Origin of the sequence: Polynucleobacter sp. MWH-UH25E, from assembly GCF_018687095.1 — a bacterium.
In the GTDB taxonomy this organism is placed as follows: domain Bacteria; phylum Pseudomonadota; class Gammaproteobacteria; order Burkholderiales; family Burkholderiaceae; genus Polynucleobacter.
Window position 1 is genome coordinate 841392 of record NZ_CP061286.1, and the last position, 16931, is coordinate 858322.

A 16931-nucleotide genomic window follows, 5' to 3' on the forward strand; every position below is an offset into this window, starting at 1 on the left:
TTAGAACAAAATCAGGCAGTTCCGCCCACGGTAAGGCTATCAATCCGCAAAGTTGGCTGTCCAACCCCAACGGGAACGCTTTGCCCCTCCTTGCCGCATACCCCAACTCCGCCGTCAAGTTTGAGGTCGTTCCCGATCATCGATACCTGCTTTAAGGACTCTGGGCCGCTACCAATGATGGTGGCGCCTTTGACGGGATATTGAATTTTCCCATTCTCTACCCAGTAGGCTTCTGATGCTGAGAAAACAAATTTGCCACTAGTAATGTCGACCTGGCCCCCGCCAAAATTGACTGCATATAGTCCGCGCTTGATACTCGCCACAATTTCTTCGGGATCATCTTTTCCGGCCAGCATATAGGTATTTGTCATGCGGGGCATTGGAAGTGATGCAAAACTTTCGCGACGACCATTGCCGGTGAGTGGCATGTTCATGAGGCGTGCATTCAGACTATCTTGAATATATCCCTTTAAGATGCCATCTTCAATTAAGGTGGTGCATTGTGTAGGCGTGCCTTCGTCATCAATATTGAGTGACCCTCTTCTACCAGATAAGGTGCCATCATCAACAACTGTCACACCTTTGGCTGCCACTCGTTGGCCGATGCGTCCTGCAAAAGCAGATGAGCCTTTGCGATTGAAATCACCCTCAAGTCCATGTCCAACGGCTTCATGTAGTAGTACGCCAGGCCAACCAGGTCCCATTACAACCGTCATAGGTCCAGCAGGTGCAGGGCGCGATTCCAGATTAACTAATGCCCCATCCACTGCTTCATCAACATAGCGATTGATGAGATTTGCATCGAAGTAAAGATAGTCGTGACGTGCACCACCACCAGATGATCCAGATTCACGGCGACCATTTTGTTCGGCAATGACATGAACTGAAACACGCACAAGTGGACGAATATCAGCTGCTAGCAGACCATCAGCTCTGGCTACGAGCACCACATCAAATTCACCTGCAAGACTAGCCATTACTTGAATGATGCGTGGATCACGCGCCTTAGCGCGACGCTCGATGCTTTCCAACAATGCAATTTTTTCTTGAGGCTTTAATGAATCCAGTGGATTTAAATCGGCATATAACTTATTGGATAGCGGATTGAAGACTTTGCTAGCGATAGCTTGTTTACCGCCACTAGGCCCAATAACCCGTGTTGCCTTTGCGGCCTTATTCAGTGCCTCTAGATTAATTTCATCGGAATAGGCAAAGGCGGTTTTATCGCCATAAATCGATCGAACTCCAACGCCTTGATCAATATTGAAGCTGCCTGATTTAACAATACCTTCTTCAAGACTCCAGCTCTCGCTACGTGTGTGTTGAAAATAGAGGTCTGCATCATCCAAGCGATGGGTAAACATATTGCCAAACGTGCGATGCAAGTCTTGTTCAGTCAATCCTGTTGGTTCAAGCAGGATGGATTTTGCGAGTTTGACAAGATCCGCTTGTTTTTTGGCTTTGGTCCAATTGGCGGGAAATAATGCTTGAGGCGCGTTCATGTTTTGTATTTTCAGTTAAAGCTTGCGATGCGCAAGCGCCGGTAACTGAGAGCGTACCTCGTTTAGTTTTTCTTTGCTTAATACTCCAGTGATAAATCCCTCGCCCTCTGGAAGATCAGCTAAAACCGTGCCCCACGGATCAATCAACATGCTATGCCCCCAGGTTCTGCGCTGATTGAGGTGAATACCACCTTGAGCCGAAGCAATGACATAGGCTTGGTTTTCAATTGCTCGGGCTCTTAATAGGATGTCCCAGTGAGCTTTGCCTGTGGTGTAGGTAAATGCGGCAGGAATGATATGGCAATCTACTGTCCCGATAGCTCGATATAGTTCTGGAAAGCGGATGTCATAGCAAATGCTGAGCCCAAAAGTCCATTCTTGAGCATTCACATGAATTTTTAAGAGTCCTGGAGCATTACCCGCTTCAATTGTTTCGGATTCTTGATAACGCTCTTTTGGGGTTTGAAAACCAAACAAATGAATCTTGTCATAGCGACTGATTTGTTTACCATTCGGATCAAAAGTAAGGGTTGTATTTAAAACTTTGTTTGAATCCTTAGCTTCTAGTGGAATAGTGCCGGCAACAAGATGAATTTGATTCTCTTGAGCAATGCGAGCAAGCTTATCTTGAATAGGGCCGCTATTGATAGGTTCGCGAATACGAACCTTGTCAGTATCTTTTAAGCCCATCATGCAGAAATATTCAGGCAACACTACCAGCTGAGCACCTTCATGAGAAGCTTCTTTTATTAGCCTGGTAGCAGTGCTTAAATTCTGTTCAAGATCAGGTGTGGAAACCATCTGTACAGATGCGATATTTAGCTTGGCTGTTGCACTCATTGGGGTTGAGAAATTTATTTTGTGGGACTTGGAGCGCCATTTGCGCTGGGTTTATTTTGTTCGATGAGTAAATTTTTACTTCGAATCGTATTTAAAGTATTGGAGTCAATTGGCTGACCTTTTTGGTCCAGCGGAATCACTTCCGGATCATCCCATGATCCCTGAATTAAATAATCAGATTGCAGACCACGATTAATTTGACTTGTTAGAAGATATTGGCCAACCAGTGCACCCAATCCAACAATTGGATTAATCGCAAATGCTGCTAGTGACCCAGCTGTCGCATCAATTGTCGGGAAGATGGTGATGCGAAGATCTTGAGTTTGATTTGGAATATTGATTTGACCACTCATCACCATATTTGCTTGGTCTAAATTCATATTAAATTGTTGAGTTTGGGCAATACCATTATTGATATCAAAGTTGCCGCTAATGGTGTTGAAGGGTGTGCCTTTAGTAACAATGTTACCAAGGCTGCCTTTGAGGTCAAATGTCGCAAATCGAAATAGGCTTTGTAGACTGAGCACGTCTAATAATTTAGCCCCACTCGAGTTCACTTCCAATAGACGACCTTTTTCAAGATTTAAGCTAGCTTTGCCTACTAGCGTTTCATATTTAGGATCAAATGGAGTGCCGTCCCATTGAACATTAGCACTAACTTTTCCTTGCCCGCCTTCAACTGACTTTTGGGGTGTCCAGTGGGCAATAATTTGACCAGCATCTTTAATGGCCATATCTATATTGAGGTTGCTATGGTCCGGAGTGTTTTTTGTTGCCCCAGTCCATTGGCCACTGATTGTGGAGTTGCCTTGGGGGTTGTTCGTTTGAATAGAATCAATTTTTAAGACGTTATCTACGGTGGTTGATTTGACTTTTAATTGACCAAGTTGAGTTTTAGCCCAGGAAAAATCCTCAATCACGATGTCTAGGCTCGGGATGGATTCAGGCCTTAATGTTTTCTTGGGAGCCGAGGCTTGTTTTGTGGTCGCCTCAGCAGGCGTAGGTAGATCCGCTATTTTTAATTTGGTAAAGCGACCACTAATGAGGCCATTTGTATTTGATTTCTGTGCATCTTGATATTGAATCTGTCCAGCTACTTGAGGTGAGCTGATGCGCAAGTCCCATAGATTCTTTTTATTGCTAGCTGATAAGCTGACATCTTGCCAAGGGCGATCAAACAGCATGAGTTTCTTCACTTGCGCTGTGATTTGGGTATTTATTGCGTTGGTGCTGGAACTTGCTTTGCCTTCTTGTGTGGGATGTGTTTTATTTGACTGTAAGAATCGCTGCCATTCATCCAGATTCAGTTCATTGCTTGCAATATTGAGATGAAAACCTGGCTGTAAAGAATTTACCGGAGCGCCAATTCCAAATCCAAAACGTAATTGAGAGTCTCGGCCAATGGCTCCATCAAGGTTATAAAGATCTCCAATCTTCCCGGACCAGCTGATGCGATTTGAATTATTGACGTCGTTCAAAGTTTTGATGTTGACCTGACCTGACATTGCTGAGCCGCTTGCTTTCTTCATGGGCGCAGGCGCATTCATTGACCAGTTGCGAAGATCAAATTGCAAGTTCGAGTCGCTGCCTGTTTTATTAAAGCCAATGATCCCATCATATTTAATGGACCCACTCATGCTGTTCAGAAATGCTTTTGTTTCTGATGAGGAGGAGTTTGCAAAATAGTCTTGAATAAATTTAGATTGAACATCACCAGTAATTTTGAAATGTTGCTTATCTTTGCTTTCTTCTGTGCTGGAGATATTGATGGCTCCCCCTAAAAAGCTTGCTGTGACATGCTCAAATTCTGGATGGGCTTCGGTAATTCGTATGCCGCCTTTTAGGTTCTCAAACGGGGGGATGTCTGCCCACTGGGCGCGATTGCCGGGCAGATTTAATTTCAGGTCCAGACTGGTGTCAGCAGAGCCTGATAGCGGTACTTTTAAACCAATGTTTGCATTGACGGGCCCAGTGACGCGCAAGTTTTGTTCAAGACCGCTTTGTTTTTTGCCTGCAGGAGATTGGTAAAAGTATTCAAGCAGTTGCGGTGCATCCCCGTTTACATTTCCATTAACGGTTAGCGTTAATTGGTTTGCGCTGACGTTCGGAATCTCAGCATGGAAAGTATCTAAGCCAACTTGTTTATAGTTTGCTTTTGTAATATCAACGGCGAAGAAGGCATTGTTCATTGTGATGCTGCCATTAACGCCTGTGAATGTTGACCATGTTCCTTGATTGCTTGGCAGTAATGGCACTGGGCTAAAGGAGGCGCCAGTGATTGGAAGATTCAAAGTCAGCTCACCCAGCTGTTTGTCAGAGAATGGTGCTTGATTAGGATCGCCTTTAATATGTAATTGCCCTTTTCGAATGAGGCCGCCATCAAAAGCTTTGCTGAGATAGGTTCTCACATCTTTCCCCATGCCCACAGGTAGATAGCGATACGCTGTTTTGATATTGGCTTGATCAAAGCTCATATCCAAGATCATGTAGTCTGGTTCTTTGCCGTTGCCAATCTTGTAGTCAATGCTGAGGTTGGTGCTAATTTCTGGATTGCTTAGTGCAAGCTTTTTAGTGCTAATGACCCAATTGCCTCTTTGCTTTGACCAGGAAATTTGACCAATGGCGCGGTCCAGTTCAATTTTGGGATCATTTAATAAGTCATTCACTTCCAAACCAAGATTTCGAGAGTCGACAGAGAAGCTACCCTCTTTTTGGTTGCTGGTAATGAAGCCAGACAGATTTGATACTGAAGGTATTGATTTATTGATGCCTACAAAACTGAGATTGATCAGTTTTGCGCTGATATTGAAGTCTAGTTTGTTCGATTTAAACCAGCCACCTGGAATATTTAGGGCTGACAGGGGCGACTTACTTTCCGCCCATTGAATATCAACGTCTTCAAGATCACCCTCAGCTTGCGAGGTTTTGATCCACTGATGTACTTTTTTGGAAAGTGGTAGGTTAAGCGCAAACAAGGCGGCATCTTCGACGGATATCTTAGGGGATGAAAAACCAAATTCCTTGATTTCACCGTCAGCGCCAGGTGGTCTCCAGCGGAATGTCATGGGGCTGAGATTTTCTAGTGGGGCAGATTTTGAGCTGCCCATTTCGCGCCAAGCAAATGTTTTGGTGGTGATCGCAATTAAGCCATCGGTAGTTTCCTGGGCAAGGTTTGCTTCTAATCGGCCTAGCGCGATAGCATCCTCACTTTTTGAAGATTGCACCACTAAATTGTCAACAGCAACGAAGAACTCGCCGCCATCTGGGTGTGCGTTATCAATCTTCAAACTTCCTTTTGAACTTAATATGCCCTCTAGAGCGCTTAAATTAAGCTGGAATTCTTCAGCGATTTTTTTGAGATCGAGATTGTTGAAACTCCAGGAAACATTTCCGATCCAGTCGTGCCAATTGCCCTTTTCTCCACCTAGATGGTGTACAAAATTCACTTTGACTTCCGCAGGTCCCTGATTCCACGGGGTTGTAGCGATGATGGAGCCAGCGTGTTGACGGATACCATTTGCCAAAGAAAGTTCTTGAACCTCAACGAGTCTTGATGTTTTTTGATTGAGCTTATCGTCCCAATTCAGTTTGACTTGTTTTGCCTCAATTAGATCTTGTGAGAATAACCAGTTCTGGGCTGTGTAGTCGTTTGGACTGCTATCTATCGGAATGCCAGCAATCGTGATGACGCCCTTGGCATTTCTTTGGGAGTAAATTTCAGCGCCTTCAAAATGAATTTCATGGAAATAGGGCAATAAGTGGTAAAACGATTTCCAGCTCAACTGCCCATAAATCTTTTCGACGGAGAGAGAAGGTTTTGTTTGTTCGGGAACTGTAAAACGAAGACCATCAATTTCAAAAACGGGTCTGATTCCCGTCCATGAAACGCGCAGATCGTCGATGGATACATTAACCCCAACTCTAGCGCCAATCAGTTTTTCAACTGAAGACTTAGACTTTTCAATTTGTGGCCAAACCAGGAATCTGACTGTTAGATGACCGAGTACAAATAGCGCCAGCAGAGATGCGGCCAAAATCAAGGCGCGTTTATGCCAATTCTTGCCCAAATTCTGAAGACCTTTTTCTAATAGGTCCTTTAAGCGGGGTGGGAAAAAGTTTTGCGGCATGGGCTCTATTATCCGTCAGCCTTTGCTTCATCGCCAAGCTTCTGTGGCGCTCTCGCTAGTCAGGATTAAGATGATGGAATGGATGCTTTTGCAAAACAAATTGCGTTTTTAGAGCAACACTCAAATTACGCCCGCCGCTGGCTAAGTGCCAAGCCTGAATGGCGGGGCTGGCTGCAGTCGATGGGGCCTCGGGAAATCACTTTAGAGGGAATCCAGGGTCTTTTAGAGTCATGCAAAGTTGATGGTCTCGGAGTCGAGCAAGACGAGGCGCAATTTATGGCGGACTTGCGTTTGGCACGCCAGCAATTAATGCTGTGGCTCGCTTTTCGCGATCTCAATGGATTGGCCGATCTAAAAGAAGTAACTCATAGCCTGAGTCATTTTGCTGAGCTGACGGTTAATTACGCATTGACATCTATTCGTCAGGATTTGCGGGCTCGCTTTGGGGTGCCTTGGAGCGACTCTACCAACTCTGAAATGCCGATGATGGTTGTAGGCATGGGGAAGCTAGGAGGTCTCGAGTTAAATCTTTCATCCGATATCGACTTGATATTTTTGTATGAGCATGAAGGCGAGACGCGGGATGGCCCTAAGAGTCTCTCAAATCATGAGTGGTTCACTCGCATGGGAAAACGTTTGATCAAGCTCTTATCTGAGCATGATGCAAATGGTTTTGTATTTAGGGTGGATATGCGCCTCCGGCCCAATGGTGATTCTGGGCCGCTAGTTTGTGGCCTTGATATGCTGGAAGAGTATTTATTGGTTCAGGGTAGGGAATGGGAACGTTACGCCTGGATAAAAGGAAGATTGATAGCGCCGTTACCCGGCAGCAAAAATTATGCCCATTGCGAAAAAAGTCTTGAACAATTAATTCGTCCATTTGTGTATCGCAGGCATTTGGATTACGGAGTAATTGCGTCGATTCGGGATTTGCATGCGCAAATTCAGCGAGAGGCAGAGAAGCGCTCAACAGGACATCAGGGGCGATCGCATGATATTAAGTTAGGTCGTGGCGGAATTCGTGAAATTGAATTCTTGGCGCAGATGTTTCAATTAATGCGGGGTGGAACAGATCCGCGGTTCAGAGTACGTCCAACCCTGCAGGTTTTAGATTTAATTCGCCAACGGGGCATCTTGCCAGCAGAGGATGTATTGCAACTTGAGAGTGCTTATGTATTTTTAAGGCGCTTAGAACATCGCATTCAGGTTTGGGATGATCAGCAAACGCATTACTTGCCAGATGAAGGGGATATCCGGGCTCGCTTGGCCCACTCAATGAGCTTTAAAGATGAGGCCAGCTTTCTAGGGGAATTGCAAAAACACCAGAACAATGTGGCTCGCTTATTTGAAAAAGCATTTTTATTGGATGGTGAGACGCGACTCGACTTAGCGCCTCTAGAAGAGAGCTGGCTACCGGATGCTCAGGTATTTCCGAAATCACTGGCTCGTTGGCATGCTTGGATCGCAAGCACTAAAGCAAAGCAGCTGCCTGAGAAAAGCCGTTTGATTTTTGATAATTTGGTGCGCAATGCCGCCAATATGCTCGCCAGCCAAGGAGGCAATTCTGAAGAGGCTGATCGGACTTTGTCACGCTTCTTTGATTTGCTTGAAGCGATTGCTCGAAGAAGTGCTTATTTATCAATATTGGCCGAATACCCAGGTGCGCTATCGAATGTTTTGGCTTTGCTGCAATCCTCCCAGTGGGGTGCGCAATACCTCATTTCTCATCCACATTTGCTCGATTATCTGATTGACTCCCATATGGAAAGGGTGTTGATCGAACATCCTGAAGATTATTGGCGGGAGGTTAAGGCGAACCTCGATATGCGCCTAGATGATGTGATGGCGGAGGGCGATGGATCAGAGCAGGCAATGGACATTTTGCGTGTCACTCATCACACCGAAACGTTTATTACGCTTTTAGCGGATTTGGGTATTGGTGTTGATCGTGCTCTTTCGGTAGAAAAGGTGAGTGATCATTTATCAGCGCTTGCTGATTTAATACTACAGACTACCTTTGAGCGTGTTTGGGCAATCGTCGCTAAAAAGTTTGGCTTAGCAGAAAAAGCGGCTCCAACATTCGCAATCATTGCTTATGGAAAATTAGGCGGTAAAGAACTTGGGTACGCCTCGGATCTAGATTTGGTCTTTTTGTATCAAGCGGCAGAAAATGATTATGACGCACAAGAAATATATGCCTTGCTCGCCAAGCGTATGATTAATTGGTTAACCGCATTCACTTCTACAGGTAGCTTGTTCGAAATCGACACCCGTCTGCGTCCAAATGGTTCTGCAGGCTTTTTGGTGACAAATGTAGATGCCTTTAAAAAGTATCAAATGCGTGAAGGCGATAACGCAGCGTGGGTATGGGAGCACCAAGCTCTCACACGCGCCCGTTTTGCCGCGGGCAATGCCTCGGTAGGTAGCGAGTTTGACGTTGTTCGTAGTGAAGTTTTGAGTCAAGAGCGTAACGTTGATCATCTTCGCCATGAAATCGTCGATATGAGGCGAAAGGTTCATGAGGGGCACCCCAATCCAACGTCCAATTTTGATTTGAAGCATGACGCGGGCGGCATGGTTGATATTGAATTTATCGTGCAGTTTTTAGTGCTTGCATATTCACATCAATACCCACAGTTGATTGGTAATTTGGGTAATATTGCTTTATTGCGAATTGCTGCTGAGGTGGGGTTGATCAAGGCAAATATTGCTAAAGCAGTTGGCGATGCGTATCGCTTGTTAAGGGCAAGACAGCATCGTTTGCGTTTAGATGGCGCCGATAAAACACGTATTCAATTGAGTGGTGAGCCAGATTTGATTGCTGCACGCGACAGCGTCACATTGCTGTGGAAAGAAATCTTTAAGACCTCTTCCAATATAGAGACTGCTTAATGTTGCTCTAGTAGCTCGCGTGCATGACGGCGAGTTGTATCGGTAATTGTTGCGCCGCCAAGCATTCTGGCAATTTCTTCGACGCGTTCGGATCTTCCAAGAATTTGAACTTGAGACACTGTTTTATCTCCAGCCTGAGATTTGCTAACTTTGAGGTGATGATTGCCTTGTGCTGCCACTTGAGGTAAGTGGGTGACGCACAAAATTTGATGTGATTGACCCAGCTGATGCAATAGTTTGCCAACGGTTTCGGCTACTGCGCCGCCAATGCCGGCATCAACCTCATCGAATATGAGGGTTGGAGTAAATGAGGCTTTGCTGGTGATGACGCTGATCGCAAGGCTGATTCGAGCTAGTTCACCACCCGAGGCTACTTTGGCTAAGGATCTAGGGGTGCTACCTGCATGACCAGCTACCAAAAATTCGACTTGTTCGAGCCCATGTGAGCCACCCTCCTGAAGAGGGCTTAAGGTAATTTCTAGACGTCCACCTGCCATAGATAAATTCTGCATGGCATGTGTTACTTGATTGCCGAGGTCGATGGCGGCTTTCTTACGTTTCTCGGAAAGTTGTTTTGCCAGCTTGAGATAAGCCAATTCTTCTTGTTTTACTTTTTCTCTTAGCGCTTCTATATTTTGCGAAGCTGTTAACGCATCTAGACGATCTGCTGTTTCTAGTAGAAGCTGAGGCAAAGTATCTACATCAGCTCGGTATTTTTTGGCGGCGCCATGTAATGCCTGCATCCGCTCCTCAACTTGCTCAAGTCGGACAGGATCTAAATCAATTTTTTGTAAATATCGATTTAATCCATGAATCGCTTCATCCAGTTGAATGTGAGCGCTTTCTAGGGATTCACTGACATCCTGTAATGCAACATCATGTTCAGCTAAAGCGCTGATGTTGTTGCACACTTTGGATAGTGAGGACTCTAGTGAGTTATCGGCGTCACTCAAGATTTCTATAGCCTCTTGGCAGCCGCCAATTAATTTGGCGCCGTTAGCTAACCTGGCATGTTCCGATTGAATGTTCGCCCACTCACCCTCTTGTGGAGAAAGTTCGGTTAGCTCTTCTAGTTGCCACTCCAGTCTTTCACGTTCACGTTCAATATCTTGTCCTGCGTTCTCAGCTTGTGCTAAACGCCGACGAGAATCACTAAGTGTTTTGTAGGCTTGCGCAACATCAGAAGCAAGTGGTAATAAACCAGCATGACGATCAAGCAACTCTCTTTGGGCGCCACTCTTGAGAAGTAATTGGTGTGCGTGTTGTCCATGGATATCAACCAATTGATCGCCAGCTTCACGTAATTGCGTTAGTGTGGCAACACTGCCGTTAATAAAGGCGCGGCTACGACCATTGGACTCCACGGTTCTTTTGAGCAAAAGAGTTTGACCTTCATCCTCGCTAGGAAATCCTTGCTCATCGAGCCATTGCCCAAATGATTTAACTAATTCAGGCTCTACTCTAAAGGTGGCGGAAATTTCTGCGCGATTACTGCCCTCCCGAATTTGGCTGCTATCCGCTCGTTCACCAAGAACCAGGCCTAAAGCGTCTAGCAAAATAGATTTGCCAGCACCAGTCTCGCCGGTTAGTACGGTGAAACCGCTGGCAAAGTCGAGTTCAAGCTGATCAACAATGACAAAGTCACGAAGGGAGATGGTTTGAAGCATGTATTAGCGTAGCAAGAAACCCGACATTAAAAAGTCGATGGGTATTCATTCCAGTGAAGTTTCTCGCGCAATGTTTTGTAGTCGCTATGACTGCGAGGGTGTAAGAAGGTGATTGTCTTTTTAGACTGACGCACTTCCACTTTGTCACCACTTTGTAAGTTGGTTTGTGATTGCATGTCGAAATTGACAATCACGCCAAGCCCATTGATTACTTCAATGGTAGTAGCGCTATCTTGTGGCAATACGATTGGGCGGTTAGAAAGAGAGTGTGGCGCAATCGGAGCAAGCAATATACCCGCAACATGGGGATGCAATATTGGGCCGCCAGCAGAGAGTGCGTATGCGGTAGAGCCGGTTGGCGTAGAAACAATAAGGCCGTCGGATCTTTGGTTGTACATAAATGAGCCGTTAACATGAACAGCTAATTCCACCATGCCGGAAATACCGGAGCGATTAACAACAACATCATTGAGCGCTAATGCATGATTAATTTCTTTATTGGCGCGAATCACAACCGCATCGAGTAATGTGCGAGTGTCAGCCTCATACTCACCTTCAATAATTTTGGGCAGGGTATCTTGAACCGATTGAAATGGGATGTCGGTCATGTAACCCAAGCGACCCATATTAATTCCTACTAGAGGTACTTGGCTGCCAGCTATTTGGCGCGCAATTCCCAGCATCGTGCCATCGCCACCCAAAACAACGACTAAGTCAATGGCCCCCGCAAAATCTTCGGCAGCCTTGATTGGGTACTCTTTTATATTCAATTGGGTGGCAGTAGAGGCCTCTATAAAGACCTCACAGCCCAGTCCGCCAACCAGTTTGGCTAATTCCCGCAGGTGCTCATCGATACCGTCTGCCTGAAATTTGCCCACGAGAGCAACTCGGCTGAAGGCCTTCTTGGAAGAATTTGGGGATGGGCTTAACATATGATGATTAAACCATAGGCATAAAATCCCTTCCACCATGGATGAACGTTCCCGCGCCTTACTAAAAACCCTCATCGAGCGCTATATCGAGGAGGGTCAGCCTATTGGTTCCCGAACGCTATCCCGATTCTCGGGTTTAGACCTCTCGGCAGCGACTATTCGTAATGTTATGGCTGATTTGGAGGATATGGGTTTGGTGACTAGTCCCCATACTTCTGCAGGTAGAGTTCCTACCCCTAGGGGATATCGGCTTTTTGTGGATACGATGGTCACAGTGCGCCCATTGGAAGAGATGGCGGCAAAAGAGGTGGAGAAGGGTCTTCTACCGGATTCCCCACAGCGTGTATTGAATTCAGCTGCGCAAATACTATCGAATCTCACTCATTTTGCTGGGGTGGTGATGACCCCAAAGCGAGCCCAAGTGTTTAAACACATCGAGTTTTTGCGTTTGGGTGAAGGCAAAATTTTGCTCATTATGGTGACACCTGAAGGTGATGTGCAGAATCGCATTCTGCCAACCAATCAAGATTACACACCCAGTCAACTAGTGGAGGCGAGTAATTACATCAATACACAGTTTGCCGGAAAGAGTTTCGAGCAAGTACGCCAACACTTACGATCTGATTTGGATAGCTTGCGAGCAGATATTTCCGGATTGATGGCACTCGCTTTGCAAAGCGGGGTTGCAGACTACGATATGAGTCGAGGCGATATGCTGCTCTCTGGAGAGCGTCGCCTATTAAATGTTGGCGACCTTAGCTCCAATTTGGACAAGTTGCGCAAGATGTTCGATATGTTGGAGCAAAAATCAGTGCTTATGCAATTGTTGGATGTATCGAGTCATGCTGACGGTATTCAGATTTTTATTGGCGGTGAAAGTGACTTGTTGCCTTATGAAGATCTGGCAGTGATTAGTGCTCCATATAGCGTTGATGGTCAAGTCGTAGGCACCTTAGGCGTCATAGGCCCCACGCGTATGGCTTATGACAGGGTGATTCCGATTGTCGATATCACATCTAAATTACTATCAGGCGCTTTAAGCTCTTGAGCTTTGAGACCCATCAATAGTTCATATTAAATAGTTACTAGAGAAATTTATCTTGAATCAAAATCCTCACTTGCGTCCAAGTAAGACAGCAGTATTGCTCTTGAATCTAGGAACACCTTCTGCTCCAACGCCAAAGGCAGTTAGAGCCTACTTAAAAGAATTTCTCTCTGACCCTCGTGTTGTGGAGATTCCACGTTTTATTTGGTGGTTTATTTTGAATGGCATCATTTTGCCAATCCGCAGTAGTGCATCTGCAAAGAAATACGCATCGATATGGTTACCTCAATTGGGCTCCCCATTGATGCATTACTCCCGTTTGCAAGCAAAAGCGCTTCAAGAGAAATTTGCCAATGAAGGCCATACTGTTTTAGTGGATTTAGCAATGCGCTATGGCAAGCCATCAACCCAAGAGGTGCTTGAGAATCTGAAGGCAGAAGGTACGGAGCGCTTATTGCTATTGCCTTTATATCCTCAGTACTCTGCCACCACGACTGCATCTAGTTTTGATGAGGTATTTCGGGTACTCAGCACCTGGCGCAATCAACCAGAGCTGCGCTTGGTTAAGCATTATCACGACAATCCTGCTTATATCGCCGCTTTACGAGATCAAGTATTAAGCAGTTGGGATAAAGATGGGCGTCCGGATTTTGCAAGGGGCGATCGTTTAGTGATGTCCTTTCATGGACTGCCAAAACGCAATTTAATGAAGGGTGATCCCTATCATTGTGAATGTCTTAAGACGGGTCGATTGCTTGGAGAGGCGCTAGGCCTAGATTCGAATCAATACATTGTGACGTTCCAATCACGCTTTGGTAAAGCGGAATGGTTAAAGCCTTATACCGCCCCTACATTAGAGAAATTAGCAAAAGAAGGTTGTCAACGTGTCGATGTTTTTTGCCCAGGCTTCCCGGCTGACTGCCTAGAGACTTTAGAAGAAATCGCCATGGAAGCGAGAGAATCGTTCTTAGAGCGTGGCGGTAAAGATTACCGTTATATTCCTTGTTTGAACAGCAACCCTAAGTGGATTGAGGCTTTGAGCGATATTGCGTATACGCATTTACAAGGATGGTCATTGGGTTCCGAATCCTCTGAAGAGCTAGCAAAACGTCATGAGCGAGCAGAGTTCGTCAAGAATCAGTCTTGAAATTGAATAAACTGACCCCACATATCAAAGCAATTGCATTCAATATAGAAAAGTGAATTTCCGTCCATGACACAAGAAAATCCAAATTCGTTTGCTGAACAAGAAAATTCTGCAGTCCCACCCAACACTGAAAATCCGGCGCCTACTGATGCGCCCGCAGCTAAAACGCCAGAGCAAGAAATTGCCGAGCTCAATCAAAAGATTGCGGATTTGCAAGATAACTTTTTGCGTGCCAAGGCTGAAGGTGAGAATATTCGTCGCCGCGCCGTTGAAGATGTGGCAAAAGCACATAAATTCGCTATTGAGAGCTTTGCCGAACATTTAGTTCCGGTGACTGATAGCTTGTATGCTGCCCTCAGCACAGATGCAGTTGATGCAAAAGCATTTAAAGAAGGTTTGGAGATTACGCTCAAGCAACTTCTGTCAGCCTTCGAAAAAGGCAAGATGACTGAAATTAACCCTGCAGTAGGAGATAAGTTCGATCCTCATCATCATCAGGCAATCGCTTCAGTTCCATCAGAGCAGGAGCCCAATACCGTGGTTTCTGTATTGCAGCGGGGCTATACCGTGGCCGACCGGGTCTTGAGACCAGCATTAGTGACGGTAAGCGCCCCAAAATAAGGAAAAAAACCTTAAAAATTACATAAAAAAGGCAGATTTCTGCCTTTTTTGCTATTTCAGCCCTTGAATTTGGATGAATCGACCCCATCTATGGGGTATTGGAATATTCGCGGCAATTCACAGTCATTCAGTCAGTTGCCACTGAAACTTAAATAACCTAGAAGTACAACAAAACAATTTATTTTTGGAGCCATTATGGGAAAGATTATCGGAATCGACTTAGGAACCACTAACTCATGTGTTTCAGTCGTTGAAAACAATGCACCGAAGGTTGTAGAGAACGCAGAAGGTGCTCGCACTACACCATCCATCATCGCGTACGTTGAGGATGGCGAAGTATTGGTTGGCGCCCCAGCAAAACGTCAGTCAGTTACTAACCCTAAAAACACTATCTACGCAGTAAAGCGTTTGATGGGTCGCAAGTTTACCGATCCTGAAGTGCAGAAAGATATCAGCTTGATGCCTTACTCAATTGTTCAAGCTGACAATGGTGATGCTTGGGTTGAAGCACGCGACAAGAAAATGGCGCCACAACAAGTGTCCGCTGAAATCTTGCGCAAGATGAAAAAGACTGCTGAAGATTACCTTGGTGAAGAAGTGACTGAAGCTGTGATTACAGTTCCAGCTTACTTTAATGATAGCCAGCGTCAAGCAACTAAAGATGCTGGTCGTATTGCTGGTTTGGATGTAAAGCGCATCATCAATGAGCCTACCGCGGCCGCATTGGCATTTGGTCTGGACAAACAAGACAAGGCTGATCGTAAGATCGCTGTTTATGACTTAGGTGGCGGTACATTTGACGTATCCATTATTGAAATCGCTAACGTTGATGGTGAGAAGCAATTTGAAGTTCTCTCCACAAACGGCGACACTTTCTTAGGCGGTGAAGACTTTGACCAACGCATTATTGATTGGATCATTGCTGAGTTTAAGAAAGAGCAAGGCGTAGATCTGAGCAAAGACGTATTGGCATTGCAGCGTTTGAAAGATGCTGCTGAAAAAGCCAAGATCGAATTGTCTTCTGCTCAACAAACGGAGATCAATTTGCCATACGTGACAGCTGATGCTAGCGGTCCTAAGCACTTGAACTTAAAATTGACTCGTGCAAAGTTAGAGTCTTTGGTTGAGGAATTAATTAAGCGTACAGCAGGCCCATGCTTGACTGCGATTAAGGATGCTGGTGTTAGTGTTTCTGATATTGATGACGTGATTTTGGTTGGTGGTCAGACACGTATGCCTGCGGTTCAAGACAAAGTAAAAGAAATCTTTGGTAAAGAGCCACGCAAAGACGTAAACCCTGATGAGGCGGTAGCGGTTGGTGCTGCGATCCAGGGCTCCGTATTGTCTGGTGATCGTAAGGACGTATTGCTCTTGGACGTTACCCCATTGTCATTGGGTATCGAGACTCTTGGTGGCGTGATGACCAAGATGATTCCAAAGAACACCACGATTCCTACTAAGCATTCACAGGTTTATTCAACCGCTGAAGACAATCAGCCTGCGGTAACGATTAAGTGCTACCAGGGTGAGCGTGAGATGGCTTCCGCCAACAAATTGCTAGGCGAATTTAACCTCGAAGGTATTGCGCCAGCACCACGTGGTTTGCCACAAATTGAGGTGACTTTTGATATTGATGCCAACGGTATTTTGCACGTCACTGCAAAAGACAAAAATACTGGCAAAGAGAACAAGATCACCATCAAGGCAAACTCTGGCTTGACTGAAGAAGAAATCCAGCGCATGGTCAAGGATGCTGAGGCGAATGCTGCGGAAGATAAGAAGGCGCTCGAGTTGGTAACTGCGCGCAATGCAGCGGATGCATTGGCTCACTCCACCAAGAAGGCTTTGGAAGAGCATGGCGCTAGCCTAGAAGCTTCTGAGAAGGAAGCGATCGAGGCTGCACTCAAAGAGTTGGATGAAGCTATCAAAGGTAGCGATAAAGCGATCATTGAAGCTAAGACCGAAGCATTGGGTAAAGCAAGTCAGAAACTCGGTGAGAAGGTGATGGCGGCAGAACAGGCTAAAGCGGGCGCTGGCGCTGCAGGTGCGGCTCCTGGCGGCGCAGCACCTGGTGCAGCACCAGACGCAGATGTAGTTGATGCGGACTTTAAAGAGGTTGATGACAAAAAATAATTTAGTCAGAAACTATTTTTAACGA

Annotated in this window: 10 protein-coding genes; 5 read left to right on the top strand and 5 right to left on the bottom strand. The window is 45.6% G+C overall.

Translation table 11 applies throughout. From position 1 onward, the window contains the following. Positions 1-11: 11 nt before the first annotated feature. Genes tldD through ICV39_RS04530 form a run of 3 tightly spaced genes read right to left on the bottom strand, consistent with a single transcriptional unit; the run spans position 12 to position 6469 of the window. Positions 12-1502: a metalloprotease TldD gene (tldD, locus tag ICV39_RS04520; RefSeq protein ID WP_251372734.1), complete on the bottom strand. Its 1491-nt coding sequence runs from the start codon at positions 1500-1502 to the stop codon at positions 12-14. Between the two features lie 15 nt (positions 1503-1517). Beyond that, a complete protein-coding gene (locus ICV39_RS04525; RefSeq protein ID WP_215390675.1) occupies positions 1518-2342 on the bottom strand; it encodes a carbon-nitrogen hydrolase family protein in 825 nt (274 codons plus the stop codon). A gap of 14 nt (positions 2343-2356) precedes the next feature. Further along, positions 2357-6469, bottom strand: a complete 4113-nt coding sequence (locus ICV39_RS04530; protein ID WP_215390676.1) for a YhdP family protein — start codon at positions 6467-6469, stop codon at positions 2357-2359. Between the two features lie 78 nt (positions 6470-6547). On the opposite strand from ICV39_RS04530, the gene glnE reads away from it, so the two are divergent. Further along, positions 6548-9361 (top strand): bifunctional [glutamate--ammonia ligase]-adenylyl-L-tyrosine phosphorylase/[glutamate--ammonia-ligase] adenylyltransferase, encoded by a 2814-nt coding sequence (gene glnE, locus ICV39_RS04535; protein WP_215390677.1) that lies wholly within the window; start codon positions 6548-6550, stop codon positions 9359-9361. Here glnE and recN read toward each other — a convergent pair. Both recN and ICV39_RS04545 read right to left on the bottom strand, forming a co-directional pair. After that, on the bottom strand, positions 9358-11028 hold the full coding sequence (recN, locus tag ICV39_RS04540; RefSeq protein WP_215390678.1) for a DNA repair protein RecN: 1671 nt from the start codon (positions 11026-11028) through the stop codon (positions 9358-9360). The genes glnE and recN overlap by 4 nt on opposite strands. Positions 11029-11054: 26 nt before the next feature. Beyond that, the gene (locus ICV39_RS04545; RefSeq protein ID WP_215390679.1) at positions 11055-11960 is read right to left on the bottom strand and encodes an NAD kinase; all 906 of its coding nucleotides are present in this window, start codon (positions 11958-11960) and stop codon (positions 11055-11057) included. Positions 11961-11997: 37 nt separating this feature from the next. Between ICV39_RS04545 and hrcA the strand changes: the two genes are divergently transcribed. The 4 genes from hrcA (at position 11998) to dnaK (ending at position 16906) form a co-directional block, all read left to right on the top strand. After that, positions 11998-13008, top strand: a complete 1011-nt coding sequence (gene hrcA / locus ICV39_RS04550) for a heat-inducible transcriptional repressor HrcA (RefSeq protein WP_215390680.1) — start codon at positions 11998-12000, stop codon at positions 13006-13008. A 52-nt stretch (positions 13009-13060) separates the two neighbouring features. Further along, positions 13061-14152, top strand: coding sequence for a ferrochelatase (gene hemH / locus ICV39_RS04555; protein ID WP_215390681.1), 1092 nt, complete (start codon positions 13061-13063; stop codon positions 14150-14152). A gap of 66 nt (positions 14153-14218) precedes the next feature. Next, on the top strand, positions 14219-14773 hold the full coding sequence (gene grpE / locus ICV39_RS04560; protein WP_215390682.1) for a nucleotide exchange factor GrpE: 555 nt from the start codon (positions 14219-14221) through the stop codon (positions 14771-14773). Between the two features lie 195 nt (positions 14774-14968). Beyond that, a complete protein-coding gene (dnaK, locus tag ICV39_RS04565) occupies positions 14969-16906 on the top strand; it encodes a molecular chaperone DnaK (RefSeq protein WP_215390683.1) in 1938 nt (645 codons plus the stop codon). The last annotated feature ends 25 nt before the right edge of the window (positions 16907-16931 follow it).